Source organism: Thermostichus sp. MS-CIW-38, from assembly GCF_054058415.1.
Genome location: NZ_JBSSAH010000016.1, coordinates 18,217 through 44,393, shown reverse-complemented (window position 1 = coordinate 44,393; position 26,177 = coordinate 18,217). Strand labels below are relative to the sequence as shown.

Genomic DNA, 26,177 nt, shown 5'->3' with positions numbered 1-26,177 from the left:
TCAAGTAAGGTGCACCGACTGTTGGACGAGGATCCCTGGTGTTTTGGGCAAAGGTTGGCTCAAGCGGCTGATCTGAGCCTGCGCCTGCAGTTGTTCGTCAATCCAGTCCGCCAGTTCCCGCATGTAAAGCGCCACATGGATCGCCTGGTCGCGCTGTGCTGGCTCCACACCTTTTTCCGCCAGGCGGGCCAGAATTACGGGATCGCTCAGCTCCTCCAGGGCGGCAAAGTCTTCCGGTTGGTCGAACCCCAGCTCTGCCATTTTCTCGAACACATACCCCAGCCGCAGGCCGGTGGACTCGCAGCGCCCTTCCGGTTGCCAGGGATCCCTCAAGGCCAGGGCAACAGTTCGGTAGGCGGTTTGGGCGATGGAGCGCCAGGTGCCGCGGTGGATGCGCAGGCTGAGTTGCTGCCGATCCCAGCCCAGGGCTTCTCGCACCAACAGGCCGCAATTGCAGCGGGTGCTGTCCCGCCAGCAGTACTCCCAGTCCCAGAAGCCCCAGTGTTGGGATTGGATACGATCCGCGGTGCGGCGCAGGAGAGCTGCCAACTCAGGTGTGGGGCGCATGAGGCAACACAGAGCTAAACAAAAAACAACAAAACAAAAAACAACAAATATAGAGCGCCTCCAGTCTAGGCAGGCGAGCGATGGAGAACAAGCCCAGCTCAATCTTCTTTACATTCCTGGTCGCAACAGCATTGCGGAGCAACATATTCCTGTTCGGGCCTGTCCTCCGAGGGCAAAGCTCGTCGCCGTTGGCGATGCCGTTGCCAAGCCCCCCAGGCCACCCCCCCCAGCACCAGCGAGGCCCCGCCCAGGTAGGTGCCTCCTGCCGGCAAGCCCGCCAAGGCCAAGGCCAGGGATCCCCCCCAGAGGGTCATGGCGTAGATGAGCAGCACTGAATGCCGATGGGATAGGCCAGCTTTGAGCAGACGGTGGTGCAGGTGGCCTTTGTCGGGATGGAAAGGCGACTTCCCCCTGGCCAGCCGTTTGAGGATCACGGTGGACATATCCAGGATCGGCACCGCCAGGATAAAGAAAGGCAGGGCTACTGCCAGCGTGGTCACCCCCTTGGCCACCCCGATCACCCCAATCCCAGCCAGGGTAAAGCCCAAAAAATAGGCCCCTCCATCCCCCATGAAGATCTGCGCTGGGTTGAAGTTGTAGCGCAAAAAGCCTAGGCAAGCTCCCGCCAAAGCCGCCGCCAGCATGGCCGCCGCCGGTCGATCCAGCAGCAGGGTTACGATCAGCATCACCACTGCCGCAATTCCCGACACCCCTGCCGCCAGCCCATCCAGCCCGTCCATGAAGTTGATGGCGTTGGCCATCCCCACCAGCCAGAGCAAGGTAATCAGCAGGCTCAACCACACCGGAAAGGGCCAGATCCCTCTCCCGGGCAGGTTGACGAACTCAATGCGCACCCCTACTCCCCAAGCGGCAGCAGCCACGCCGAATTGCATCAACAAGCGGGAAAAAGGCGACAGGTGAAACAGGTCGTCCGCCAGGCCAATCAAAAAAAACAAAACCCCACCGATCGTCACCCCCCAAATCTCGTACTCCTGCTCGGTGCGCAAGCCCCCAAAAGCTCCGGCTCCCCAGAGCAACAGCAGGGCCACCAAGTTCCCAAAAAAGATGGAAACCCCCCCCAGGCGTACCATCGGCTGCCGGTGGATCTTGCGCTCGTCGGGAAAGTCCAACTGGCCACTGCGGATCCCGACCGCCTTCACCACCGGGGTTGCCCACAGAACCACACAGGCAGCAGCCAGAAAGGCAACCAAGTAGGGCATAGCAAGCCGTGGCGAGGATTGCGGTTATCCCAAGTGGGGGTAGAGGGGGAAACGGCGACAGAGCTGAGCCACCCGCTGGCGACACTCTTCCAATACAGCAGGCTCCTCAGGCTGAAACAGACAATCGGCGATGATCTCCCCAATTTCCTCAAATTCTACTGGCCCCAAGCCGCGGGTGGTCAAGGCTGGGGATCCCAGACGCAGGCCGCTAGCTACAAAGGGCGGCTGTGGGTCGAAGGGAATGGTGTTCTTATTGGCGGTGATGTGGATCTCCCCCATCAGCCGATCCGCCCGTTTGCCCGTCATTACCGGATCCGCCGCCCCAGTTTTTTCCAGCACCGCCGAAACCGAGCGCAGATCCAGCAACATCAGGTGATTGTCGGTGCCCCCGGAAACCAGCCGAATGCCCCGCCGTTGCAGGGATCCCGCCAGGGCTTGGGCATTGGCGATAACTTGGGCCGAGTACTGGGCAAAGCTGGGCTGCAGGGCTTCTCCAAAGGCCACCGCCTTGCCAGCAATAACATGCTCCAGCGGCCCCCCCTGGCTGCCGGGGAACACTGCCTTATCCAGCTTTTTGCCCAATTCTGGGTCGCGGGTGAGAATGAGTCCCCCGCGCGGCCCTCGCAGCGTCTTGTGGGTAGTGGTGGTCACCACATCGCAGAGGGGCACGGGGTTGGGGTGATGTCCAGTGGCCACCAAGCCGGCAATGTGGGCAATGTCGGCCAGAAGATAGGCCCCCACCTCGTCGGCAATGGCGCGGAAAGCGGCAAAGTCAATTGTCCGCGGATAGGCAGAGTAGCCGCAGATGATCAGCTTGGGCCGGTGCTGCAGGGCCAGATCCCGCACTTGGTCAAAATCAATCCGCTCCGTCTGCGGATGCACCCCGTAGTGCACCACGCGGAACCACTTGCCGGAGACGTTTACCGGGGAGCCGTGGGTAAGGTGGCCGCCGTGGGCCAGATCCATGCCCATAATTGTGTCTCCTGGCTGCAGCAGGGCCAGGAAAACAGCGAAATTGGCCTGCGCCCCCGAGTGGGGCTGCACATTGGCGTGGGCTGCCCCGAACAATTGCTTAGCCCGGTCAATGGCCAGCTGTTCAATCTCGTCAATAAACTCACAGCCGCCGTAGTAGCGTTTGCCCGGCAGCCCTTCTGCATACTTGTTGGTGAGCACCGAGCCCTGGGCGGCCAAGACAGCAGGAGAAGTGAAGTTCTCGCTGGCGATCATCTCCAGGTGATCCCGCTGCCGGTTGAGCTCTTGCTGGATCAGGCGGTAAACAACGGGATCCGTTTCCGCCAGGATGGCCAGGTTATCCCGTAGGGTGGTCAGACTTTGTGGAGCAGCTACCATGATGACGCCAAGACCGAACTTCGCAGGAGGAATGGGCAAGAACTGCTTCGCCGTCGCGACGGCGTTGCGGAGCAACATCGTAGCATGACCCGCAAACCAGCAGCGCAGGCCCCGGCCTTTCTGCCTGGGGTAAAGCCCCAAAACTGAGAAAGAATCCCTTGCTTTAGGGGTGGGGAGAATGTCAGTCGCGACAGCGTTGCGGAGCAACATCGATCCAAGCAGAGGATCTGGGAGCCACGGTCAAGCGGGATGGGCAAGGGCTGCTTTGTAAAGAATGTTGAGCTTTTCTTCTCGGTGTCAAGGCTACCCCTCAAGCTACGGTAGAGTGAGGGGGCTGACTTTTGTGCAATTCCACTGTTAGGGAGTTGGTTATGACGGACGCACAAGTTTTCACCATCCTGGCGATTGCCTTGGTGCCGGCAGTGATGGCTCTGCTTTTGGGATCCGCCCTGGCCCGCAGCTAAAGCTCCTGCATCTCCCAAAAAGTGCCTCTGGATCCCTTCGGCCTGCCCCGTCACGACAGTGTTGCGGAGTAATAAGGCAGGCTTTTTTCTTTATCAAGGAATGGAAAGTGTGGCTTGCGCTGCTGCACTCCTTCGGTTGTCCTGCCGTTGTTGGCTAAAGTTGGATTGATAAGGAGCACTCCCGGCAGCCAAGCAACTTGAGCCAGGTGGATCTACAGCGGCTTCAGCGCGCCCTTTCCCTAGAAGCAGAGGTGGGGTTTACCGACCTGCGGGGGCGAGAGCAGACCTTCTCCCAATTTTTGGGGAGCGTGTTCGGACAGGATCCCCCCTCCGACTGGGTGCTGAATGGAGATGACCGGCGGCGGTGGCGAGAACTGGGATCCCGCTATACCCTGTATTCCGAGCTGGAGCTGCCCGAACGCCAGCACCTGGTGGCCGAAACTCGCCGCTGGCTGGAGCGAGTCCGACGTCAGCAAGAGCAGCCCCAACCGTTCGCACCAACGGGGCGGAGCCCTCGTTCCCACCCACCTAGCCCGCTGGCGGCCTCGTCGCAACAGCGGTGGGGTTCCCAGAGCCCCATTTCCCCGCCTCTCCCCGCCAGCCTTAGCCTGGAGCAGCCGCTGCAATTTCTCAAAGGCATTGGCCCCAAGTCGGCGGAAAAGCTGGCACAACTGGGCCTGCACACCGTGCGGGATGCCCTGTACTACTTTCCCCGGGATCACCTGGACTACTCCCAGCAGGTGCTCATCCGCCAGGCCAAGGTGGGAGAAACCGTGACTCTGGTGGGGACGGTTAAAAGCTGCACCTGCTTCACCAGCCCCAAAAACCCCACCCTGACCATCTTTAACTTGAAAATCGCCGACAAGAGCGGCACCCTCACCCTCAGCCGCTTCTACAGCGGGCGGCAGTTTGCCCAGCGCAGTTGGCAAGCTTCTCTGGAGCGGCAATACCCCAAGGGAGCGGTGGTGGCTGCCAGTGGCTTGGTGAAAAAGGGTAGGCTGGGCCTGACGTTGGACAACCCCCAAATTGAAGTACTGGCCAGCGAGGGCAGCCTGCAGGACAGTTCTGGGGTTGGCAAGATCCTGCCCGTCTACCCTCTCTCAGAAGGGATCCCCGCCGATCTGGTGCGCAAGGCGGTGCAACTGGCCCTGCCGGCGGCGGCGTTGGTGGAGGATCCCTTGCCCCCCGACTTAAAACAGCAGTTTCACCTGTTGGATCTGCCCACGGCGCTGCAGCAGATTCATTTTCCCGAGACGGCAGAATGTCTGGCCCAAGCGCGGCGAAGGTTGGTGTTTGACGAGTTCTTCTACCTGCAATTGGGCCTCTTGCAGCGGCGGCAGCGCTACCGCACCCAAGCCCAGGCCGTGCCCCGTTACCAGCCGGCTAGAGGGGAGCTATTGGATCGCTTCTATCAAATCCTGCCCTTTCAGCTCACGGCTGCCCAGCAGCGGGCCATCGACGAGATCCTAGCGGATCTGCGGGATCCCTTGCCCATGAACCGCCTCTTGCAGGGAGATGTGGGATCCGGCAAAACCGTGGTGGCGGTGGCGGCTTTGCTGGCAGCCATTCAATCCGGCTGGCAAACGGCCCTCATGGCTCCCACCGAGGTCTTGGCCGAGCAACACTACCGCAAGTTGGTGGAATGGCTCAGCCAGCTACAGGTGCCCGTCGAACTGTTGACCGGCTCCACCCCTCCCGCCAAACGCCGGGAGATCCTGCGGCAGTTGCAGACTGGGGAATTGCCCTTGGTGGTGGGCACCCATGCTCTCATCCAGCCGGCAGTGCAGTTTCGCAACCTGGGCTTGGTGGTCATCGACGAGCAGCACCGCTTTGGCGTGGAGCAGCGGGCCGCCCTGCAACAGAAAGGGGATCACCCCGATGTGCTCACCATGACCGCCACCCCCATCCCCCGCACCCTCACCCTGGCCCTGCATGGGGATCTGGATGTTACCCAAATTGACGAGCTGCCGCCGGGGCGCAAGCCCGTGCACACCCTGGTAGCCCGGCCAGGGGATCGCCTGCAGGTGATGCGGCTTATCGAGCGGGAAATTGCCCAAGGGCGGCAGGCTTACGTGGTGCTGCCTCTCATTGAGGAGTCGGAGAAGCTGGATCTCAAATCCGCCATCGAGGAACACCAGCGTCTGCAGGAAAAGGTCTTCCCCCAATTTCGGGTGGGCCTGCTGCACGGGCGCTTGACCAGTAGCGAGAAGGAAGCTGTCATTGCGGCCTTTCGCCGGCGGGAGCTGGATATTCTGGTCTCTACCACGGTGGTGGAGGTGGGGGTAGATGTGCCCAATGCCTCGGTGATGCTGGTGGAGCATGCGGAGCGCTTTGGGCTCTCCCAACTGCACCAACTGCGGGGGCGGGTAGGACGGGGATCTGACCAAGCCTACTGCATCCTGATGACAGGATCCAAAAGCGAGGAGGCCCTGCGGCGGCTGAAGGTGCTGGAGCAGTCCCACGACGGGTTTTTCATTGCCGAGATGGATCTGCGCTTCCGCGGCCCAGGGGAGGTGATGGGCACCCGCCAGTCGGGGCTGCCGGATTTTGCCCTGGCCAGTCTCATGGAGGATCAAGAGGTGCTGCAGCTGGCCCGCCAGGCGGCAGAGCAGCTTATTGTCCAAGACCCCGACCTGAAGCGCTGGCCCCCCTTAAGCCGCATACTGGAAGAGCGTCAGGCCCGTCTCTTGGGCCCTGGGTTGTTGACCTAAGCTAGGGGCAATTGGAGCATGACTCTAGTCAATAATAAGCTCAACTATACTGAAAATAATGTATAATATGTTCAGTACGGATTACTACCAGTTGATCTTTCTGTTTACTTTCGAGTCTGCCAACATGGTAGCCAAAGCAAAGCAGAAAATTGGTAGTAAGACGACACGGAAACTGCGCTTTGGGTATTCTACTCAAAGCTTTGCGGGGTACCGCCATTCTGTTTGGAAACAAACAGAATGCTATCGCTGCATAGTTGAACAGTGATGTTCAGCAGTGTTCAGCGTAAATGTATCAGCACTATGCCCTATACTCTCGAAGACTTAAAAGCCCACGGCCTTTCCCCGGCGGAATATCAACAGATCCAGCAGCAGCTGGGCCGGGATCCCAACCCCAACGAGCTGGCCATGTTTGGGGTGATGTGGTCAGAGCACTGCTGCTACAAAAACTCCCGCCCTCTGCTGAAAAACTTTCCCACCACCGGAGAGCGGGTAGTGGTGGGGCCGGGGGAAAATGCCGGCGTAGTGGATCTGGGGGAGGGGGATTGGCTGGCGTTTAAGATCGAGTCCCACAACCATCCTTCGGCAGTGGAGCCCTTCCAGGGGGCAGCTACCGGCGTGGGAGGGATCCTGCGGGATATCTTTACCCTGGGCGCCCGTCCCATTGCCCTGCTTAACTCGCTGCGCTTTGGGCCGCTGACCGATCCCCGCAACCGCCGCCTCATGGCCAGGGTGGTGGAAGGGATCGCCCACTACGGCAACTGTGTCGGGGTACCCACAGTGGGGGGAGAAGTGGCGGTGGATCCCTGCTACAGCGGCAATCCCTTGGTCAACGTCATGGCTCTGGGGCTGCTGGAGACGCCGGCAGTGGTGAAATCGGCAGCGCGGGGGGTGGGGAACCCGGTCTTGTACGTGGGCGCCACCACCGGGCGGGATGGCATCCGCGGCGCCAGCTTTGCCAGCGCCGAGCTCAAGGAGGATGCGCAGCAGGATCGGCCGGCAGTGCAGGTGGGGGATCCCTTCCTGGGCAAGTGCCTCATCGAGGCCTGTCTGGAGGCCTTTGCCACAGGAGCTGTGGTGGCTGCCCAGGATATGGGGGCAGCCGGGATCACCTGCTCCACCGCGGAGATGGCCGCCAAGGGAGGGGTGGGGATCCGCTTTGACCTCGACCGAGTGCCGGCGCGGGAAAGCGGCATGGCTGCCTGGGAATACCTGCTCTCGGAATCCCAGGAGCGGATGCTGCTGGTGGTGCAAAAAGGCCGCGAGGCGGAGGTGATGGAGATCTTCCACCGCTGGGGTTTGCAAGCTAGTGTGGCCGGGGAAGTCATTGCCGAGCCGCTGGTGGAGATCTGGCACCAGGGATCCTGCGTGGTGCAGGTGCCGGCGCGGGCTTTGGCCGAAGACACCCCCGTCTATGTCCGTCCGGTGTTGCCAGAGCCGCCAGCCTACGTGCAGGCAGCGTGGCAATGGGATCCCGCCACTCTACCCCCTTGTGATTGCCAGGGGATCCACCTCACTCAGGCAACGCTGGCATGGAAAGAGGTGCTGCTGCAGCTTTTGGCCAGCCCCACCCTGGCCAGCAAAGCCTGGATCTATCGCCAATACGACCACCAGGTGCAAAACAACACCGTCCTTTGGCCGGGCCAGGGAGATGCGGCGGTTATCCGCATCCGTTCCCAAAAGTTTGGCGTGGGCGAGGTGCCGCCCCTGCGAGCTTCCCGCAAGGCCATCGCTGCCACCCTGGATGGCAATGGCCGCTGGGTGTATTTGGATCCCTACGAGGGGGCCAAGGCAGCCGTGGCGGAAGCTGCCCGCAACCTCACCTGTGTGGGGGCCGATCCCCTAGCTGTTACCGATAACCTTAACTTTGGCAATCCCGAAAACCCGGTGGTGTACTGGCAGCTGGCCCTGGCCTGTCGGGGGATTGGAGATGCCTGCCGTGCCCTCGGTACGCCGGTAACGGGGGGAAACGTTTCTCTCTACAACGAGACCCTCACCCCCCAGGGATCGCAGGCTATCTACCCTACCCCTGTCATTGGCATGGTGGGTCTCATTCCCGACTTGAAATGCATCTGTGGCCAGGGGTGGCAGCAAGCAGGGGATCTCATTTACCTCCTGGGATCCCAGGCCCTCACCAGCTTGGGGGGCAGCGAGTATTTGGCGGTCATCCACCAGCAAGTTACGGGCCGGCCCGCGCCAGTGGATCTGGAATTGGAAAAGCGGGTGCAAGCTGCCTGTCGCCATGGAATCCGCCAGGGCTGGGTGCGCTCTGCCCACGACTGCAGCGAGGGGGGATTGGCTGTGGCTTTGGCAGAAGCCTGCTTGAGCGGAGGCCGCGGCGCAACCCTCTCCCTGGCTCCTGGATCCTTGCGCTGGGATCAGGCCCTGTTTGGCGAGGGATCCAGCCGCATCCTGGTTTCTGTGGATCCGGCCCAGCGCTTTGCTTGGGAAGCCTACTTAGAAGCGCAGCTTGCCGGCCAGTGGCAGCTTTTGGGAGAGGTGGGATCCCCTGCGGATCCCCTGCTCTTAAGGACGGCAGAAGAGGATCCCTTACTGGTGGTGTCTTTGGCGGCAATGCAGGCCGCCTATCACGGCGCCTTTGCAGACCATCCAGACCCCAGTTATTTCCAATCCAAATGAAACTGCTTCGTTGGATTATCCCTAGCCCTCCTCTCGTTCTGGGAAAGGGATCGGCGGCGAGGGAATAGCTCAAACCAAGGCATAACCCACGACCACCCCTTAAAGCCAGGGGTTGAAGAGGACGGGGAAAATGTCCTAACACAAATTTGCCTGGATCACCTCTCGATATTGGGATTTGGGCTTAACGCCGACCAACTGGGCCACCAGGGCCTTGTCTTTGAAAAACTGCACCGTTGGGGTGCCCGTCACCCCCCCTGCTTCTGCAATCTCCGGATCTTTCTCGATGTCGATCTCCACCACGTGCAGCTTGTCCGAGAACTCATCGATGATCTTGTTCAAGATCGGCTTGAGGGCATGACAAGGGGCACAGGTGGGGGCGGTGTACTTGACCATGAGCAGGCGATCGCTTTCGTGGTAGAGTCGCCGCAGGGCATAGCTCCCCTCATGGCAAGTCTTGCTGAAGTCTAAGTCATCCTGTCCATTCTCCTCAAAGCTGGCCTCCTCAACAGCAGGATCCCCAGCAGACTCTGCCGCAGAAGTCGCAGCAGGGCTGGGTTCAGGATGGCTTTGGGGAAGGACGTGATACTCCTGGGCCAAGCCGTGTTCCGAGAGCCAGCGCTCTGCCAACATGGCCGCCATACAGCCAGTGCCGGCAGCGGTAATCGCCTGACGAAACTCGTGATCCTGCACGTCGCCGGCGGCAAACACCCCCTCCACACTGGTGGCCACGGATCCCGGGCGGGTGACGATGTAGCCGACTTCATCCAGTTCCAGTTGTCCTTTGAACAAGTCGGTGTTGGGCTTGTGGCCAATGGCATAAAATAGGCCACCCACTGACATCTCGCGTATTTCGCCGGTTTGGTTGTTCCGCACTTTCACCCCGGTCAGGCGCAGGCCGTCGCCCATCACTTCCACCGCCTCGGTGTTCCAGTGCACAGTGATCTTGGGGTTGTTGAGAACACGATCCTGCATGGCCTTGCTGGCCCGCATTTTGTCGCTGCGCACCAGCATGTGCACGTGGGATCCAAACTTGGTCAGGTAGGTGGCCTCCTCACAGGCAGTATCGCCGCCGCCGATCACCACCAATTCCACCCCTCTGAACATGGGCATAGCCCCATCGCAGACAGCACAAGCTGACATGCCCCGGTTCCAGTAGGTCTCCTCCCCCGGCAGGTGTAGGCGCTTGGCTGTGGCCCCGGTGGCGATGATCAGGCTGTGGGTGCGCAATTCCCGCTCGTCAGAACGGACGACAAAGGGCCGCTGGCTTAAATCCACAAAGGTGACATCTTCGGTGTAAAGTTCTGCCCCCCACCGCTGCGCTTGAGCCCGCATGTTCTTCATCAGTTGGGGGCCGGTGATGCCCTCGGGAAAGCCCGGAAAGTTTTCCACCTCGGTGGTGGTCATCAGTTGCCCGCCCGGGATCCCGCCCGCCTGGAACCCCTCAAACACAACCGGCTTCAGGTTGGCACGCCCAGCGTAAATGGCTGCTGTAAACCCAGCAGGGCCGGAGCCGATAATCACCACATTCTCAACCCGACTTTGCTCTGTCATCCGATGTCTCTCCTTCTGCAACAGGACTAAAAGTCAAACTCATAACGACTACGCTTTAGCTTAACACCCTTTGGCAAACCGGGCGAGCTGGGGGCCTGCTGATCCTAATTTTCGCTCGCCTCAGGCAACCGGGGCAGGGTTTTGCCCGCCCCATCCGGTTATTTCTGCCCAGAGGTTGGCAGGGTGGCGGCCATTGCTCAAGTTCTGGATCCCCAACACCCCATCTGGATTGACCAAAACCAACAGGGAAAGGGGAGCGACTCCGATGAGCGAAAAAGCGGTGTCCGAGATAGCCAGCAAGTGGGTCAGAAGGCCAGGCTCAAAGCAATTTTGTATCAGAAACTACAAAATGCCCGTGTTGGCCTTTCTAGGATGAGTGAGCGTTTTTGGCCTGTCTGGGTCGAAGCGTGGGGATCACCTGCTGGGATCCCATTTGTTTCAGCCACAGTTCCCCCAGTCTTAACCGCAACCCAATCAGGAGAGAGTAATGGCATCCACGCCCCAAGAAGTGCTTCAGATGATCCAGGACAACAACGTCCAGATAGTGGATCTCAAGTTTGTGGATATCTTTGGCACCTGGCAGCATGTTTCCTTCCACACCTCGATGATCAAGGAAGAAACCTTCACCGAGGGGCTTCCCTTTGACGGATCCAGTATCCGGGGCTGGAAAGCGATCAACGAGTCGGACATGTACATGGTGCCGGATCCCAAGACGGCTTGGATCGATCCCTTTCTGGAGGTGCCCACCCTCAGCATAACTTGCAGCATTGTTGAGCCGCGCACCGGCCAGCCTTATAGCCGTTGTCCCCGCAGCCTTGCCGCCCGTGCCGTTGCCTATCTGCAATCGACGGGCATTGCCGATACTGCCTACTTCGGGCCGGAGGCAGAGTTTTTCATCTTTGAGGATGTTCGTTTCGACCAAACCCAAAACTCGGCCTACTACTTCGTGGATTCCATCGAAGGTCGCTGGAACTCGGGCCGCGAGGAGAAAGGTGGCAACCTGGGCTACAAGCCTCGCTACAAAGAGGGCTATTTCCCGGCCCCGCCCACCGATGCCCATCAAAACATCCGCACCGAGATGCTGCTGACCATGGGCAAGTTGGGGGTGCCCATCGAGAAGCATCACCACGAGGTGGCTACCGGCGGGCAAGGGGAGTTGGGCTATCGCTTTGCCGATCTGATCACGGCTGCCGACTACATGATGGTTTACAAATACGTGCTCCGGAACGTGGCCCGCAAGCACGGCAAAACCGTCACCTTCATGCCCAAGCCCCTATTTAACGACAACGGCACTGGCATGCACACCCACCAGTCCCTCTGGAAGGATGGCCAGCCCCTGTTCTACAGCGAAGGCACCTATGCCAACCTGAGCGAGACAGCTCTCTACTACATCGGTGGCCTGCTCAAGCATGCCCCGGCAATCCTGGCCTTCACCAACCCCACCACCAACTCCTACAAGCGCTTGGTGCCCGGCTTCGAGGCGCCGGTGAACCTGGCTTACTCCCAGGGCAACCGTTCCGCTGCCATTCGCATTCCGGTGACCGGCAACAATCCCAAAGCCAAGCGTCTGGAGTTCCGCTGCCCGGATGCCACCTGCAATCCCTACATCGCCTTCTCGGCCATGTTGATGGCAGGTCTGGACGGGATCAAGAATAAGATCCATCCCGGCGAGCCCTTGGACAAAGATATCTACGATCTGGAGCCGGAAGAGCTGGCCAAGATCCCTTCCACGCCTGGATCCCTGCTGGATGCCCTGGAAAGCTTGCAGAAGGATCATGCCTTCTTGCTGGAGGGAGGCGTCTTCACCGAAGATCTGATCCAGACCTATATCGAGTACAAGATCGACAACGAGATCAACCCCATCAATCTGCGGCCTCACCCCTACGAGTTCGCCCTTTACTTCGACGCCTAAGCGGTGTGGCCGATTCTGCAGCGGGATCCCTGATGGGATCCCGTTTTTTTCCGAGGAAATAGCACCCCTCAATTGTGGATCCCTTGGGCAACTTAGCTACTTTTGGTCAACAGCACCTCGTGCCAGCGTTGAAGCGTCCTGTGCCGTCCATCGACCTGAGGAAGCTCAACCCAGAAACCAAAAGGGGATCCCCAGCCGGGATCCCTTCTCGCTGAGCTCATGCCAGAGCATCAACAGTTACGGGCAGATCAGCTCATGCTGACACGGCTACGGTCGTAGTTGAGCCGAAAGGTGGGATGCACTTTTCCTTGGATGCGGTTCCAGAAGTTGCGCACGTTGACATGCAGGCCAATCTGCTCTGTACCGCGGAGCAGCATGGATTGCTGGCGAATCCGAATCAAGCGTTGATGGCTCATCATCAAGCGGCGAGACAGCTCATCCAAGACATGAGAACGGCCATTGGCAGCCACCGGGGCAGATGCCTCTGCCGTCTGAACGGGTTGAGCCGGCCCTTCGGCCGCCTTGAGATGATGAGCAACACCTCGATAGAGCAGGTCAAGGTTGGTGGGCAAAACCACCGGCTTGCTCAGGTGGCGGAACCGCCAGTCCAGCCCCCGGTAACGACCCCCCACTTTGCCGGGAGAAACCGCTGCAGTTGCAGAAGAGGGGGTGTAATCGACGCCACGGTAAAAGAGTGCCATGATCTTCGCCTCCAATGAGTTGAGTTTTCATCCGTTCGCCTTCTCCTGAGAGACAAGAGAAGCCACACGGTTACCAGAAGAGTTGAGGCGCGTTCCTTCGGGATATCTCCCTACTTCCGTCCTCTGGCCGTGATGTCGCTCTACCTACATTAACGAGCCGCCCAGCACGCGAGAGGATGAACGATTTCTATCTACATTCTGTATTATAAGCTACGGTTTTGAGGTATTGCCAGCAAGTTTTAACAAAAATTTCCACTGAGTTTCCGTCCAGCTTCCTCTGAATCCAGGCTGGATCTGAATCCGGGCTGGGCCAGCCGGGATCCCTGGGGGAAGTAAGGTGCAGGGCTTGGGGCCAGGTTCTCCACTCTGTCCGAGATGCCAGAGGAAGCATTATCGTGGAAGAATCCTCAGGATTGGCTACAAAAGTTCACATTCCTTGGTGGGTGCCCTGTGCAGGAAGACTTTCGTCTGATTTTGGACATTGTGACGGTATTGGCGGCAGCGGCAGCAGGTGGATTCTTGGCTTCGCTGCTGAGGCAGCCGGTGTTGCTCGGCTACTTACTGGCCGGGATCTTGGTGGGGCCAACCGGGTTGGGGTGGATCAAAGAGTTGGTTCAGGTGGAAACCTTGGCCCAGTTTGGGGTGACCTTTTTGCTGTTCACCTTGGGGGTGGAGTTTTCCCTGAAAGAATTGCGCAAAGTGCGGGGGATCGCCGTTGGCGGAGGCATTTTGCAAATTGGCCTGACGATTTTCATCACGGCGGTGCTGGCAGTGGTCAGCGGCTGGTTGACGCCGGTGCAAGGGATCTTTTTGGGGGCCGTGCTCTCCTTGTCCTCGACTGCCGTGGTGCTGAAAAGTCTCACTGAGACCAACCAAATGGGCACTCCCCAAGCCCAAGCCATGCTGGGGATCCTGATTGTGCAGGACTTGGCGGTGGGGCTGATGTTGGCGGTGTTGCCGGCTTTGGATTGTCCCTTGCCGGAGCTGGCGGGATCCCTGGTCAAGTCGGTAGCGGAAATTGGCCTGGTGGGGCTGGGGGCAGTGGTGAGTGGCATTTGGCTCGTTCCGGCCTTCTTGCGGCTTTTGGCTCAGCAGGAGAGCAAAGAGGTGTTTTTGCTGGGGGTGATCAGCCTCTGCGTGGGGATTGCCCTGTTGACGGAGCGGCTGGGCATTTCCAGCGAGATTGGGGCTTTCATTGCCGGTCTGATGATCTCGGAGGTGGAGTACGCCGACCAAACCCTGGACTATGTAGAGCCTTTGCGAGATGTGTTTGCTGCTCTCTTTTTTGCGGCCATCGGCATGCTCATCGATCCCAGCTTTATCCTCGGCCATCTGTTGCTGATCCTGGGGCTGGTGGGTCTGGTGATGGTGGGCAAGTTTTGCATCGTGGCTCCCTTGGCGCGGCTGTTTGGTTACACTCTGCCGGCAGCGGTGGTGGTGGGGCTGGGCCTATCGCAAATCGGCGAATTCTCCTTTGTGCTGGCCAGCGAGGGGCAGGCTTTGGGATTGGTGTCGCGGCAGATCTATTTGTTGATTGTCAGCACCACAGCCGTTACCCTTCTGCTCACTCCCTTTCTGCTGAGGGGCGCTCCTCGACTGTTTTCCGGGCTACACGGGATCCCCTTCTTGGCCCGCTGGTTGGAATCGGGCGAGCGGCCCCGCGCTTTGGCCCCCGATGCTCCTCAACAGGGGCACGTGGTGGTGTGCGGCTATGGGCAGGTGGGGCAAGACATTGTGCGCATTCTCGAAGCCCGTCGTCACCCCCTCTTGGTCATTGATCAATCAGAACGGGTGATCCAACACCTGCGTTCCCGTGGGATCCCTTACCTCTACGGAAATGCGGCCAGCCCGTTGGTGCTGGAGAAAGCTTGCCTGCCCCAGGCCCGCGCCCTGGTTATTGCTCTGCCGGATCGCATGAGCATCCGCCTCTGCCTGAAACGAGCTCTGGAGTTGGCGCCGCAATTGGATGTGGTGGTGCGAGCTACCGACAAGGAAGACATCGAACAGCTCTATCAGTTGGGGGCCAGAGAAGTCGTCCACCCCGAATTTGAGGCCAGCCTGGGGCTGTGCAGCCATGTGTTGCTGGAGTTGGGAGAACCCCCAGACATCATTCAGCAGGAGATCCTGGCCATTCGCAGCAGCCACTACCGCGATCTGCGCCCTCTCCACCCCAGTTGTCTGATCCCCGCGCCTGTCAGTTGGCTGACACCGCCGGCCCCACCTCCCTCTCCCCCCCTCCCCGCCAATGCCAACGGCAGCCACGACAGCCACCCACCTGAGTCTGTGCTGGCCTGGTGGGAACGCTGGCAGCGGCCCGTTCAGCCGGAATGGGCAGGGATCCCTGGCTCTGCCGAGTAGAGATTTGCACCTCAATCTTCGTAGTATCCTGCAAACTGGAGGTGTGGCCACTGCAAGTTGCAAGCCTCGGGACAGTTCCCCCGCTGCCTTTGCGGATGGAGACGCTGGGAGGTTTTCCAGAGGCAACGGAAAGGGTCCTCGGCGTTGCTCGGCACTCTGGGGGGAGGGGTGCCCCATCTGTTTCTGGCCTAGGTTGCCATGCCGACCGTTAACTATCTGCGCATCAGCTTGATCGATCGCTGCAATTTCCGCTGCCAGTACTGCATGCCTGACGAGGCGGAGTTGACGTGGCTGCAAGCCCCAGAGCGTTTAACGGATGAGGAAATCCTCACGTTGGTTCGAGAGGTGTTTTTGCCGTTGGGGATCGATTGCTTTCGCCTCACCGGCGGCGAACCCCTGCTCAGGCCGGGGCTGGAGCACCTCATCCGGGCTCTATGCAGCCTGCCTGGGGTGAGAGATGTGGCCCTTACCACCAACGGCTTCAACCTCAGCCAAAAAGCTCAACTCCTCTATGAAGCGGGGTTGCGCCGCATCAACATCAGCTTTGATTCCCTCAACCCCGAGACCTTTCGACTGATCACGGGGCGGGATCGCTGGCAGCAGGTCTGGGCCGGGATCCAAGTTGCTCACCAAGTGGGGTTCGATCCCCTCAAGTTGAATGTGGTGGTGATCCCTGGGCTCAACGAATCGGAAGTGGAAGATCTGGCTGCCCTTACCCTGGAGCGGCAATGGCATGTGCGCTTCATCGAGTTTATGCCCATCGGCAATGCTGCCCTCTTCCAGCAGACCGGCTGGGTAGAGTCTGAGGTGCTGCGACAGCGAATTCGCGCTCGCTTTGGCCTGGAACCTGGGTTTGTGGCCGGCAATGGGCCGGCAGATGTGTTTCGCATCCCAGGGGCAAAAGGCACCTTGGGCTTTATCAGCCAGATGTCGGAGTGCTTTTGTGATCGATGCAACCGCATGCGGCTATCCAGCGACGGTTGGCTGCGCCCTTGCCTGCTCAACGAATCCGGCCAAATCAACCTGCGGGATCCGCTGCGAGCTGGGATCCCTGCCGAAAGGCTAAGACAGCAGGTGCGAGAACTGCTGGACATCAAGCCGGACATCAACTTCAAAGGACGGGACACCGGCAGCCAGGGATCCTACCGGCGCACCATGTCTCAGATTGGCGGCTAGCGGGGATAAGGGATCCGCAAAAGCTGGTTGACCGGTGGGTGGGCCACCTGCAACTGTTTCCCATCCGGCCACTGGATCTGGATTTCCTTGACCCCTGTTTCGGATCCCAGGCCAAAGTGGGCCACCGGCTCCATCTGACAGAGGTAGCCGCTGCCGGCGTCGATGGCCTGGATCTGGGTACGGGTGGAGGTGAGCAGCCTTACCAACGCGCCGCGGGCCGGGGCTCCCTGGCGGGTGAGGGGCAGAACTCTCAGCCAGTTGTTGGCATTGGCCTGAGGGCGATAGAAGCTGAGAGGCTGGGCGCCAGACTCCCCATGGGCAATCAACAATTCCAGACGACCATCCCCATCCACATCGGCCACTGCTGCTCCTGTCCCCAATCCCTGCGGCTCGGCAGCATCTCCAATGTCAATGGCTTGCCAACGGCCTGAGCGCCATGCAAACAGACGGTTGGGCTCGCCGATGTTGTTGAAAAACAGCTCTGGGTAGCCGTCGTTGTCGAAGTCGGCAGCAATGACCGTGCGAATGCGAGAGGGCCTGGCCAGCTCAGGGGGGGCTACATCCTTAAAAAAACCGCTGGGGGTCTGGATCCAGAGGCGATGGGGGCCTTCCCAGTTGCCATAGAGCAAATCCAGCCGTCCATCCCCATCCAGATCCACCGCTGCCACGCCGCGCCCATGCTCGTCGGGATCTGCTAGGCCCACCTCAGCGGCAATCTCTTCAAAGGTGCCATCTCCCCGGTTGCGAAACAGAAAGTTAGGTCCCTGCTCATTGACGGCAAAAATGTCCATCCGCTGCGAGACCAAGGGCACGGCCACCAACCCCCGCCCGCCCGTCACCCGATTGAGTCTCGCTTCTGGCGCCACATCGGCGATCATTTGGTTAGGGCCCAACTCGTAGAGGCGCATAGGGCCGCCGTAGTTGGCTACGAAAAATCCATAGCTCCCCTGGCCAAGACGATCCACACAAGCTACAGAGCGACCTGCCGTCAAGTTGAGGGCATCTTGGTTTTGCGGCAGGGAGAACAGGTCCACCCAGCGAGATCCCTGCCAGTCGAAGAGGCGATCCCCAAAGCGCTTGCGCCCGCCGAAGGTATCGGTGTTCAAGACATAAAGTTCTTCCTGCCCGTCCCCGTCAAAGTCGGCGGCAGCCACCCCAATTGCCATGCGCCCTGCATCGGCCAGGGTGTCGTCTGCTTGATCCACCAGGGTTTGCCCATCCCACTTCAAGACTCGATTGGAGCCGCGGAACCCGCACACAAACAGCTCAAAGGCCCCATCCCGATCCAAATCGCAAGCGGCAACCCCGTAGAAAAGGGCAGGTGGGTTAAAGCGGATCTGCGAGCTGCAATCTTGGAACATGGGGATCCCATCGGAGAACAATAGGAACTGGTGGAGCTTCCAGCTCTGATGGTATGCTGGATCTTCGCTGGAACTTCCCTTTCAACCATGCCACGCATCAAATCTGCCATCAAGCGCGTTCAGATCGCAGAGCGGAATCGGCTGCGCAATAAAGCCACCAAAGCCATGGTGCGCGCTCTGATGAAGAAAGTGATCTCCCTCTCGGCTGCCTACGCTGCCAACCCACAGCAAGAAACTCTGCAGGAAATCCAGGCGGCTATGAGTGCTGCTTTCAGCCGCATTGATAAAGCTGCCAAAACCGGCGTTCTGCACAAAAACACAGCCGCTCGTCGTAAGGCTCGGCTGGCCCGGATTGTGAAGCTGTCTGTGGCTTCCTCGGAAAAATCCCAGGCTGAGGCTTTGGTTGAGCATGGTTGAATTCTCCTGCTGCTTTGGAAGTGGTGCTTGTGCGGGATTTCAGCCGCACGCAAACGAGATTTTGCCTCGGTGCCGGCAGGGATCCCAAGTAGCAGCCAAAACCTAATCTTGAGTATCCAACCTGCGCACCAACCAGCGCCGCAGCGGATGCCACACCGGCAAGGACAGGATCCAGCGGGATTGCTGCTCCAGCATGAGACGCTCCACCGGATACAGGCCGAACAGCTCATAGCGGCTTTGGGCAATCAGGATCCCCATCGTGAAGCTGACACAGAGCAACAACCCCAAAGTCGGCCATCCTGGGCGGTGAAACAAGGCATATCGCAGGCCCGTCCAAGTAAAGTAATCCCACAGGCGGGCTATATCCGCTCGCAAAGCCCAAAGGCTAGGGATCCCGACCACCAGCCACAACAGGCCCAGAAAGATGAAGCTACCGCCGTGGTAGAGGCGCAACAGGCGCTTGGCTGCCGGAGACAGAGCTTGAGTGCCAGAGGCAGCTTTCTTTTCCGCAGCTGAGCCAGGATCAGGGAGCAAGGGCATGGGGATCCCAATTTTCGACACCTCAGCACCCATTTTGGACTTATCTCCGACGCAATAGCTCGGTTGCATGGGATCCTCGAACTCAAACGAGTACTTTTCTGCTTTCGGCTCGCCCATTTTAAGGGATCGATGCACAGGGAGCCCAGTTGTGGCTCTCCCGCTGCACAGCGCCATCCAAAAAGGCACTGATCAAAGCATCTGCTCAAAGCATCTGCCGTCTGCAAGTCTTCCTTATCCGTACAGTCAAGTTTCCTGAGAGACGCCCAGACGTCCCGTTCCAAGAGCTTGGCAGACGATCTCTTTGACGTTCATATCCTGAGCGAAAACCAACATTCCCACGGTGAAGGGATCCCGACCCGGCTCCCCAAGGCAAACCGCGCGATTTGCCCAAGCAACACTGCGGAAATCCAAGCCAGAGGCAGGTGGGCAGGGTTGGGGATTGGGAACTGGGTCGGGGATATAATGGCTCTGCATCCTTTTCTTCGGCCTTGCTAGCTCAATGGATAGAGCACCGACCTTCTAAGTCGATGGTTGCAGGTTCGAGTCCTGCGCAAGGCGCTGGCCTTGCCCTCTAAGCCTTGCTTGGGGTTTCCGACAAGCTGCCCTGATGGGGGCACCACACCTGAACCATCACCTGCCGAGAGTGGCTTTCTACCCGCAGGGATCCCTGCAGCAGCTCCACTGCCTTTTGAACCAGCGATAGACCCAAGCCGGTTCCCCCGGCGTTGCGGCAATCCAACTGGGGGAGGCGATAGAACTTTTCAAAAAGGCGGGGCAACGCTTCTGCAGGAATTTCCACCCCTGTATTGCGCACCGTGATCAGCCAGCCGGGACGGCCATTGGAGTTAGCCTGGCTCACACTCAAATAGATGCTTTCCCCAGTGGGGGTGTACTTACACGCATTGTTTAAAAGCTCGCTGACCACCCGCGACAAGAGGCTCTCATCTGTGTAGAGGGGCCAAAGGTCGGGATCCCATTCCACCTGAAACTGTTGGCCTTGCTGCGCAGCCCGCAGCCGGAAGGGCTCGGCAAGATTGGGGATCCATTCCTGGGGAGATAAACAGGTAAGTCTGAGGACTTTGTTTCCGGATTCGAGGGCTTGCAATTCCAACAGGTCGTTGATTAACTCCAGCTCGCGGTTGGTCTCCATCTCCAAAATTTGAAAGTAGCGCCTTTCCCGCTCGGTTAGGTTGGCTTTGGATAAAAACCCAATGGCCAGCTTCATGTTGGTGAGAGGTGTGCGCATTTCGTGGGAGACCATGTGCAGAAACTCATCTTTGAGTTGGTTGAGCTCCTGCAACTGTTGCACCTGACGCTGGATCGTTTGATAAAGACGTGCTTGGCGAATGGCAAGGGCGCATTGGCCGGCTACCCGTTGGATAAGCCGTTGTTCCCGCTCGGTAAATATCTGCCCCGGTGGACGGGATCCACAAATATTCCCCAAAACAAGCAGTTCCTCGTGTTGAGCTGTCAGATCCCTTTTGTCGCAAATGGGAGCGATGATCAGGGTGTAGCGGTCGTGGTTGGGCCAGCAGGGGTGATGGAAGTTGCTCAATTGGCAAAGCTGTCCGCGCTGGAGCTGACGAAGCACATGGGCGAAATCCGCAAACGAAACCTCCAGGGGGAAGCGCCGGATCCCTTCTCCGGCCAAATAGTCCACCGCCAAAACGCTGACCTGCCGCTCTGGGTCATACAGGGCAATGGTGCAATTGGATAGGTTCAAGCTCAGGGCCAATTCTCGGGCCACCGTTTCCAAGATTTTTTGTTCATCCAAAGTGGAGCGAATTTCTTCGGTGATGAGCTGGAGTAGCGCTTCGTCGTTGTAAGCTTGTTCGAGCTCTGCATTGCGCACCCGCACTTGGTAATCCAATTCAGCATTGGCCTGCTGCAGCTTTTGATAAAGTTCTGCCTGCTGAATGGCCACTGCCAGGTGCTCCCCGATAGCCTTGGCCAGCTCGATCTCGTCGGTTTGCCAATCCGGATCTGAGGTCAGGCGCCGCAGCGATAGCCCGCCCCACATTTGTTCCTGACAAGCCACCGGGATCACCAGCCAAGGGCCCAGTTGGTATTCTCGCTTCTCATAAATGGCAAAGGGATCGGCAATCTGCTCCGGATCCTGGACATGAAAAATTTGCAGCCGTTTCAAATGATCGAAAACCATAAAATCCCTGCTATCCGGCAGTCGCAGGTTCAGATTGTTGGGCAAATTAGGAAATCGGCTATGGCTGGCAATGCCCAACCACACGGCCTCAGCGGGCAGGTACTGATAAAGGGTAACTCGTGCTGCCTGCAACACTGCCCCCACTTCCCGCACCGCCACATCAAATAGGGTGGGTAAGTCCAGAGAGGTGTTGATGGCCTGAATGAGCTGATTAAACAGTCTTTCTCGCTGCAATTGCCGCTGCAGCTTCAGCTCGGCTTGCTTACGAGGGGTGATGTTTCTAATGATCATCAGGACTTGATCTTCCCCATAGGGGGCGATGCGAGCCTGCCGATATTGGGGCTGAGGGGATCCCTCTGGGCAGGGGTACTCGATCTCTTGAGCTTGCCGGGTTGCTAGGGCCAGCTCCAGATGCTCGCGAATGGCTTGGGCTGTGGGCTCTGCCGCACCGGCGCAGGCGACCTCAGGAAACAGCTCTTCAAGGGTTTTGCCCAAATAGTAGGCAGGGGGATGGGGGACAGAAAAATGGCTGGGCGGCTTGAACTCCAGACAGCGGCCCTGGCGATCCAGACAAAGCAGCATGTCGGGCAGAGCTTCCAGGATCTGGCGATGGCGACACTCCCGCTCAGCCAAGGTGATCTCTAATTGCTTGCGCTCGCTGATATCCAGGGTCACCCCGACAACCTGGCCGGGATCCCCTTTCGGCCCCAGCAGGACAACCCCCTGGGAAAGCTGCCAGCGCATCTGGCCGTCGGCCTGGTAAACCCGATATTCCACCGAAAAGTTGGGATCTCCCTCTACTGCCTTGGGCCCAAGCGTCTGAAAAGCTTCTCTCACCCTTTGGCGATCTTCCGGGTGAACGTGCTGCAAAAACACTTCCAGGGTGAAATCTTGGCCGGGATCCAGCCCGTATTTGGCCTTGCATTGGGGAGAGGCACTCAACTTCCAGGTGCGCAAATCCAGTTGCCAATAGCCCAGTTGGGTGGCTTCTAAGGCCAAATAGAGATGCTCTGGATAAAAGCTGCCGTCTCCTGGCCGCACTGGCACCAGGCGGTATCGAGTTGAAGCCATCTCCCTCACCAGATTCTATGAGCCCTGCCTCATTGTGGACGATTTTCAGGAGACGTGAGGGATCCTACTATTCGAACTGTTAGAAATTCCTAACCTTAAGCATGGCTTCAGGGTAACTCTTAGATATGTGTTCTCCGACACCAAACCTTCAACTTGAGCTGGAGCTGGACTTCAACTTCACGGGGAGAAGGCCTAGGGTCACACCCTGCTGATGCGACCGGGAGGCTTTGGGCCGGGCTTGTGGGAAAGGGGGGTGCCTCTGCTATAGTATCGTCAGTTGCATTTCGGATCCCAAGTGGTGGGATCCCCCTGGCAGGTAGGGTCAGGGCAGGCTTCGAGATGTCTTTGCGCTCTTGCGAGAGTTGACGTTGCGTTGAGCTTTCTCGGTGTGATCCTGCCCTTAGCCTGCGTGAAGCGTTTTCTCTTTTTTATGCTTTCCTGTGCAACGTTAAGCCTGACGTTTAATCACAGAAAACTTCTCCTGCTCTCGAGTTTGGGTTTATCTGTAGTAAGACCTGTATTCAGATTTTCCCGATGGGTTGACGGTTTCCTGTTCGCCCTGGCGCGGCTTCTCAAGGTGCCGTTGCCCTCTTCGTTTGGTTAGCGGGCAGGGAAGTAGGAAGATTTCCAGATCTGGACAATGGGCAGAGCCGAGGTTGTCTGCATTTCCTTGAGCTCTTACCCGACCTTACCTTTCATTTTTCCGGCCATCTCCTCCAAGGTTGACCATCTTGACAATGGCCACGAGATAGGCCGCCCGGTCTGCTGTCAGGTCTTTTGGATTTCCTAGGTTTGGCCCGCAGCATGGCGGGGAAAGGGATCCGTTTGGCCGTTCCCAACAGACTTCTCTCCATTTTCTCCTACTCAGCTCAATCATTTTCCAACCGAAGAATTCAAGGTTATTGCTGTGGTTTGTGAAGTTTCTCCCAGTTTGCATCGACAGCATCAGTCGAGCGAACCTGCATTGCCCCAAGGCCACCCCTTGGATCCCCTTAGCGCCGAGGAAATGCGGCAGGTGGTGCAGATCCTGCGCCGGCAACGGCCCCTCAGTTCTCAGGGGCGCTTTGTGACCATCCAGCTACACGAGCCGGATCGGCCTTGGATGGAAACTTGGCAGCCGGGGCAGCCGTGGGATCGGCAGGCTTTTGTGGTGCTGTTGGATCCGGCCAGTGGCAACACCTACGAAGCCGTGGTCTCTCTGTCAACACAGCAGGTGCGCTCTTGGCAGCTCATTGCGGGCGTGCAGCCCCCTCTGCTCGACGATGAGGTGTACGCCTGCGACCGCCTGCTCAAGGAGGATCCCCAATTTTTGGCGGCTCTGCAGCGGCGGGGGATTGCCGATGTGGATTTGGTGATGGTGGACTACTGGACGGTGGGCTACTTTGGGATCCCGGAAGAAGAAGGGCGGCGGCTGGTGCGAGGCTTTTGTTTCCTACGTACTTCCCCTTGCGACAACGGCTATGCCCGCCCCATCGAGGGGCTCTACCCCTGGATTGACCTCAACCGCATGCAAGTTGTCAAGGTGGAGGATCGGGGTCTGTGGCCCTTGCCGCCGGAGTCCGGTAACTTCGACGAGCTGTTTTTCAAAGATTTTCGCCAAGATTTGAAGCCACTAGAAATTACCCAGCCCCAAGGGGTGAGCTTCCAGGTGGAGGGGCACCACATCCGCTGGCAGAAGTGGGATCTGCGCATCAGCTTTAACCCGCGAGAGGGGCTCGTCCTCCACCAGGTGAGCTACGAGGATCAAGGCCGCCTTCGCCCCATTCTCTACCGCGCCTCGGTAGCCGAGATGGTGGTGCCCTACGGGGATCCGCGGGATCCCCACTTCCGCAAAAATGCCTTTGATGTGGGGGAATACGGCATTGGCATGCAGGCCAATTCCCTGCAGCTGGGCTGCGACTGTCTGGGGGAAATCTACTACTTCGATGCCTGGCTGCCCACTAACAGCGGTGAGCCCATGCTTTTGAAAAATGCCGTCTGCATGCACGAGGAGGATTTTGGCATCCTTTGGAAGCACACCGACTGGCGCACGGAACGGGCGCAGGTGCGGCGCTCGCGGCGGCTGGTGCTTTCCTTTTTCACCACCATTGGCAACTACGACTACGGCTTTTTCTGGTATTTCTACCAAGACGGCACGCTGGAGTTTGAAGCCAAGCTCACCGGCATTATCAACACTTGCGCTACGTTGCCGGGGGAAGAGCCGGAGTTCGGCGTCTTGGTGGCACCCCAATTGTCCGGCCTCAACCACCAGCACTTTTTCACCGTTCGCCTGGATATGGCGGTGGATGGGCCGTGCAACTCCCTCTATGAAGTGCATGCAGAACCTCTGCCTCTGGGGCCGGATAACCCTCACGGCAACGCCTTTCGCGCCCGCTCCACCCTGCTCAAAACCGAGCAGGAGGCTAAGCAAACGGTGGATCCCTTGCGGGGCCGCTATTGGAAGATTGTCAACCCCAATCGCCACAACCGCCTGGGACAGCCGGTGGCCTACAAACTGATGCCGGGGGAAAACGTCCAGCTTTTGGCCCACCCCAACTCTTGGCTGCACCGACGGGCGGGCTATCTGGCCCACCACCTCTGGGCCACGCCCTACCATCCCGGCGAGAAGTTCCCAGCAGGGGACTACCCCAACCAACACCCCGGTGGCGAAGGGCTGGTGAAATGGACGCAAGCGAACCGATCCCTGGAAAACACCCGTCTGGTGCTCTGGTATAGCTTTGGCTGCAATCACTTCCCCCGCACCGAAGACTGGCCGGTGATGCCGGTTAGCTACATCGGCTTTATGCTCAAGCCCCTGGGCTTCTTTGAGTGCAACCCAGCTCTGGATGTGCCTCCTCCCCCGCCGAAGACCAAAGGCTGCTGCAGCTTTATTGACTACCCCCCTGCCTAGAGGGCGAGGATTCTTTCAAGTGCGAACAGCTTGGGCGCGACAGGAGTGAGAGGGGAGGCACTCTTCGCCCACGGGGCTTGAGACCTGGTTTCTGGGTCACCGTAGCAGGTGCCTTCCATTGCTCAGCCCCGGTCTTTGGTGCTGGGCAAAAGCTCTGCTCAGATCTGCTCAGATTGAGAGTTCACAAGCTGCTGCGAATCACAAACGAGTAGTTGCTGCCCGGTTCCAGCAGATAGTCGGATTTTTCCAGAAAGCGGCTCAAGGGCTCGCAAATCAAAGCTCGCCCCACAGAAGGCTCCACTCTGAGTTCCCCGGCCCGAAAGCGCCAGCAAAAGCGCCAAACCCAACCATTGGCATTGACTTCCCCCTCAATGGCACCCTCTTGCCAAGAGCGGCGGGTAATTTGGATGTGGGCAGTGGTCTGAGGCAGTCGGCTCATCCGGCATCTCCCGACGGGATCCCTTGTAGGGTAGCGCGTGGCTCCCTCGCTGCCGCCAGCAGATCCAGCATGGGGAGTGAGGTATCAGAAGCTCAACCCATTGAGTGAAAGGGATCCCCTAAATAGGGTCAGTTCTTTTGATTTTCTTGATTTTCTGAGAGCGGCTGCAACAAACCCCCCAGGGTAGGGGGGCTGTTTCCTGGGCTCCTGCTGTAGGAAAAGCTGGCCAGAAGCTAGCGAGCGGCAGTTGCAAGGGTCTTCGAGGATTTTTTCTCTGGCTTTTCAGCCGCAACCTCTGCTAACAAAGCTCGCAGGCTGGGAAAAAGGAAGTGGTTCTCCTCGACATATTGCGCGCCGAACAACCCCTTCTCCGCCCAGAAAAACCGATCAACTGTATGTTCATTTCGTCGCACCAAAATAAGTGCGGGGGGCTGAATAGACTTTTCCTGAATATATTTTCGAGCAGCGGTTACAGACTTCTCTTCACCACTGTCCAAATTAAATTGAGGAATGTGATCTAAAATTTTGCGCCCTTCCAGACGACGGCGACTCTTACGCTTTCTTCTCCTAACCAATGTAAGCCTCCCGTAGAAGGATGACCGAACAACCGCAACCGCAAAGAATATATCAGCGCTGCTTAAGAAAAGCAAT

The 26,177-nt window shown here is 58.7% G+C and carries 20 protein-coding genes, 1 tRNA gene and 1 riboswitch; of the genes, 9 read left to right on the top strand and 12 right to left on the bottom strand.

The window, feature by feature from the left end; translation table 11 throughout:
- The 3 genes from ACVWXZ_RS07460 to glyA all read right to left on the bottom strand — a co-directional run bounded on the left by ACVWXZ_RS07460 (window position 1) and on the right by glyA (window position 3,137).
- Window positions 1–567 carry a hypothetical protein gene (locus tag ACVWXZ_RS07460; RefSeq protein WP_457403678.1) on the bottom strand — a complete coding sequence of 189 codons (567 nt, stop codon included), beginning with the start codon at window positions 565–567 and terminating at the stop codon, window positions 1–3.
- Between the two features lie 98 nt (window positions 568–665).
- Window positions 666–1,787 (bottom strand): glycosyltransferase family 4 protein, encoded by a 1,122-nt coding sequence (locus ACVWXZ_RS07455; protein WP_457403679.1) that lies wholly within the window; start codon window positions 1,785–1,787, stop codon window positions 666–668.
- Window positions 1,788–1,811: 24 nt separating this feature from the next.
- On the bottom strand, window positions 1,812–3,137 hold the full coding sequence (gene glyA / locus ACVWXZ_RS07450) for a serine hydroxymethyltransferase (protein WP_457403700.1): 1,326 nt from the start codon (window positions 3,135–3,137) through the stop codon (window positions 1,812–1,814).
- 371 nt (window positions 3,138–3,508) lie between these two features.
- Between glyA and psaM the strand changes: the two genes are divergently transcribed.
- The 3 genes from psaM (at window position 3,509) to purL (ending at window position 8,949) form a co-directional block, all read left to right on the top strand.
- Window positions 3,509–3,601, top strand: coding sequence for a photosystem I reaction center subunit XII (psaM, locus tag ACVWXZ_RS07445; protein WP_011434349.1), 93 nt, complete (start codon window positions 3,509–3,511; stop codon window positions 3,599–3,601).
- Between the two features lie 206 nt (window positions 3,602–3,807).
- Window positions 3,808–6,312 (top strand): ATP-dependent DNA helicase RecG, encoded by a 2,505-nt coding sequence (gene recG, locus ACVWXZ_RS07440; RefSeq protein ID WP_457403702.1) that lies wholly within the window; start codon window positions 3,808–3,810, stop codon window positions 6,310–6,312.
- Between the two features lie 300 nt (window positions 6,313–6,612).
- Complete coding sequence (gene purL / locus ACVWXZ_RS07435; RefSeq protein WP_457403680.1) at window positions 6,613–8,949, top strand: phosphoribosylformylglycinamidine synthase subunit PurL; 2,337 nt, start codon at window positions 6,613–6,615, stop codon at window positions 8,947–8,949.
- 135 nt (window positions 8,950–9,084) lie between these two features.
- Here the strand turns inward: purL and trxB are convergent, their stop codons facing one another.
- Both trxB and ACVWXZ_RS07425 read right to left on the bottom strand, forming a co-directional pair.
- Window positions 9,085–10,500, bottom strand: coding sequence for a thioredoxin-disulfide reductase (gene trxB, locus ACVWXZ_RS07430; RefSeq protein WP_457403681.1), 1,416 nt, complete (start codon window positions 10,498–10,500; stop codon window positions 9,085–9,087).
- 120 nt (window positions 10,501–10,620) lie between these two features.
- On the bottom strand, window positions 10,621–10,800 hold the full coding sequence (locus ACVWXZ_RS07425; RefSeq protein ID WP_414356529.1) for a hypothetical protein: 180 nt from the start codon (window positions 10,798–10,800) through the stop codon (window positions 10,621–10,623).
- Between the two features lie 187 nt (window positions 10,801–10,987).
- On the opposite strand from ACVWXZ_RS07425, the gene glnA reads away from it, so the two are divergent.
- Window positions 10,988–12,412, top strand: a complete 1,425-nt coding sequence (gene glnA / locus ACVWXZ_RS07420) for a type I glutamate--ammonia ligase (protein ID WP_457403682.1) — start codon at window positions 10,988–10,990, stop codon at window positions 12,410–12,412.
- A 248-nt stretch (window positions 12,413–12,660) separates the two neighbouring features.
- On the opposite strand, the gene ACVWXZ_RS07415 is transcribed toward glnA, so the two are convergent.
- Entirely contained in the window at window positions 12,661–13,113 is a 453-nt protein-coding gene (locus tag ACVWXZ_RS07415) for a DUF4278 domain-containing protein (protein ID WP_011434342.1), read from the bottom strand.
- Between the two features lie 86 nt (window positions 13,114–13,199).
- Window positions 13,200–13,298: riboswitch (Glutamine riboswitch) on the bottom strand.
- A 265-nt stretch (window positions 13,299–13,563) separates the two neighbouring features.
- Between ACVWXZ_RS07415 and ACVWXZ_RS07410 the strand changes: the two genes are divergently transcribed.
- Both ACVWXZ_RS07410 and moaA read left to right on the top strand, forming a co-directional pair.
- A complete protein-coding gene (locus ACVWXZ_RS07410) occupies window positions 13,564–15,471 on the top strand; it encodes a cation:proton antiporter (RefSeq protein WP_457482344.1) in 1,908 nt (635 codons plus the stop codon).
- A gap of 198 nt (window positions 15,472–15,669) precedes the next feature.
- Window positions 15,670–16,647: a GTP 3',8-cyclase MoaA gene (moaA, locus tag ACVWXZ_RS07405; RefSeq protein WP_457482343.1), complete on the top strand. Its 978-nt coding sequence runs from the start codon at window positions 15,670–15,672 to the stop codon at window positions 16,645–16,647.
- On the opposite strand, the gene ACVWXZ_RS07400 is transcribed toward moaA, so the two are convergent.
- Window positions 16,644–18,008, bottom strand: coding sequence for a CRTAC1 family protein (locus ACVWXZ_RS07400; protein WP_457403685.1), 1,365 nt, complete (start codon window positions 18,006–18,008; stop codon window positions 16,644–16,646). The genes moaA and ACVWXZ_RS07400 overlap by 4 nt on opposite strands.
- 87 nt (window positions 18,009–18,095) lie before the next feature.
- Here ACVWXZ_RS07400 and rpsT point away from each other — a divergent pair, with 87 nt between their 5' ends.
- Window positions 18,096–18,425, top strand: a complete 330-nt coding sequence (gene rpsT / locus ACVWXZ_RS07395) for a 30S ribosomal protein S20 (RefSeq protein ID WP_414400762.1) — start codon at window positions 18,096–18,098, stop codon at window positions 18,423–18,425.
- A 102-nt stretch (window positions 18,426–18,527) separates the two neighbouring features.
- On the opposite strand, the gene ACVWXZ_RS07390 is transcribed toward rpsT, so the two are convergent.
- Together ACVWXZ_RS07390 and ACVWXZ_RS07385 are read right to left on the bottom strand one after the other, a co-directional pair.
- Window positions 18,528–18,965 (bottom strand): hypothetical protein, encoded by a 438-nt coding sequence (locus tag ACVWXZ_RS07390; RefSeq protein ID WP_414341644.1) that lies wholly within the window; start codon window positions 18,963–18,965, stop codon window positions 18,528–18,530.
- A 243-nt stretch (window positions 18,966–19,208) separates the two neighbouring features.
- The gene (locus tag ACVWXZ_RS07385) at window positions 19,209–19,439 is read right to left on the bottom strand and encodes a hypothetical protein (RefSeq protein ID WP_457482342.1); all 231 of its coding nucleotides are present in this window, start codon (window positions 19,437–19,439) and stop codon (window positions 19,209–19,211) included.
- Between the two features lie 11 nt (window positions 19,440–19,450).
- On the opposite strand from ACVWXZ_RS07385, the gene ACVWXZ_RS07380 reads away from it, so the two are divergent.
- Window positions 19,451–19,523 (top strand) — tRNA-Arg (locus tag ACVWXZ_RS07380).
- A 13-nt stretch (window positions 19,524–19,536) separates the two neighbouring features.
- Here the strand turns inward: ACVWXZ_RS07380 and ACVWXZ_RS07375 are convergent.
- On the bottom strand, window positions 19,537–22,197 hold the full coding sequence (locus tag ACVWXZ_RS07375) for a sensor histidine kinase (protein WP_457482341.1): 2,661 nt from the start codon (window positions 22,195–22,197) through the stop codon (window positions 19,537–19,539).
- A gap of 907 nt (window positions 22,198–23,104) precedes the next feature.
- Between ACVWXZ_RS07375 and ACVWXZ_RS07370 the strand changes: the two genes are divergently transcribed.
- Entirely contained in the window at window positions 23,105–25,087 is a 1,983-nt protein-coding gene (locus ACVWXZ_RS07370; protein WP_457482340.1) for a primary-amine oxidase, read from the top strand.
- A gap of 181 nt (window positions 25,088–25,268) precedes the next feature.
- Here the strand turns inward: ACVWXZ_RS07370 and ACVWXZ_RS07365 are convergent, their stop codons facing one another.
- Together ACVWXZ_RS07365 and ACVWXZ_RS07360 are read right to left on the bottom strand one after the other, a co-directional pair.
- Window positions 25,269–25,526, bottom strand: a complete 258-nt coding sequence (locus ACVWXZ_RS07365) for a DUF3146 family protein (protein WP_414329773.1) — start codon at window positions 25,524–25,526, stop codon at window positions 25,269–25,271.
- 233 nt (window positions 25,527–25,759) lie between these two features.
- Window positions 25,760–26,101 carry a DUF3155 domain-containing protein gene (locus ACVWXZ_RS07360; protein ID WP_049749658.1) on the bottom strand — a complete coding sequence of 114 codons (342 nt, stop codon included), beginning with the start codon at window positions 26,099–26,101 and terminating at the stop codon, window positions 25,760–25,762.
- Window positions 26,102–26,177 lie beyond the last annotated feature (76 nt).

Bases quoted from the DNA above. Each gene is read 5' to 3' on its own strand.
- glyA (WP_457403700.1), bottom strand. From the start codon at position 3,137: ATGGTAGCTGCTCCACAAAGTCTGACCACCCTACGGGATAACCTGGCC.
- ACVWXZ_RS07375 (WP_457482341.1), bottom strand. From the start codon at position 22,197: ATGGCTTCAACTCGATACCGCCTGGTGCCAGTGCGGCCAGGAGACGGC.
- ACVWXZ_RS07365 (WP_414329773.1), bottom strand. From the start codon at position 25,526: ATGAGCCGACTGCCTCAGACCACTGCCCACATCCAAATTACCCGCCGC.
- rpsT (WP_414400762.1), top strand. From the start codon at position 18,096: ATGCCACGCATCAAATCTGCCATCAAGCGCGTTCAGATCGCAGAGCGG.
- psaM (WP_011434349.1), top strand. From the start codon at position 3,509: ATGACGGACGCACAAGTTTTCACCATCCTGGCGATTGCCTTGGTGCCG.
- trxB (WP_457403681.1), bottom strand. From the start codon at position 10,500: ATGACAGAGCAAAGTCGGGTTGAGAATGTGGTGATTATCGGCTCCGGC.
- ACVWXZ_RS07385 (WP_457482342.1), bottom strand. From the start codon at position 19,439: ATGCAGAGCCATTATATCCCCGACCCAGTTCCCAATCCCCAACCCTGC.
- ACVWXZ_RS07455 (WP_457403679.1), bottom strand. From the start codon at position 1,787: ATGCCCTACTTGGTTGCCTTTCTGGCTGCTGCCTGTGTGGTTCTGTGG.
- ACVWXZ_RS07460 (WP_457403678.1), bottom strand. From the start codon at position 567: ATGCGCCCCACACCTGAGTTGGCAGCTCTCCTGCGCCGCACCGCGGAT.
- moaA (WP_457482343.1), top strand. From the start codon at position 15,670: ATGCCGACCGTTAACTATCTGCGCATCAGCTTGATCGATCGCTGCAAT.
- ACVWXZ_RS07415 (WP_011434342.1), bottom strand. From the start codon at position 13,113: ATGGCACTCTTTTACCGTGGCGTCGATTACACCCCCTCTTCTGCAACT.
- glnA (WP_457403682.1), top strand. From the start codon at position 10,988: ATGGCATCCACGCCCCAAGAAGTGCTTCAGATGATCCAGGACAACAAC.
- ACVWXZ_RS07400 (WP_457403685.1), bottom strand. From the start codon at position 18,008: ATGTTCCAAGATTGCAGCTCGCAGATCCGCTTTAACCCACCTGCCCTT.
- ACVWXZ_RS07390 (WP_414341644.1), bottom strand. From the start codon at position 18,965: ATGCCCTTGCTCCCTGATCCTGGCTCAGCTGCGGAAAAGAAAGCTGCC.
- purL (WP_457403680.1), top strand. From the start codon at position 6,613: ATGCCCTATACTCTCGAAGACTTAAAAGCCCACGGCCTTTCCCCGGCG.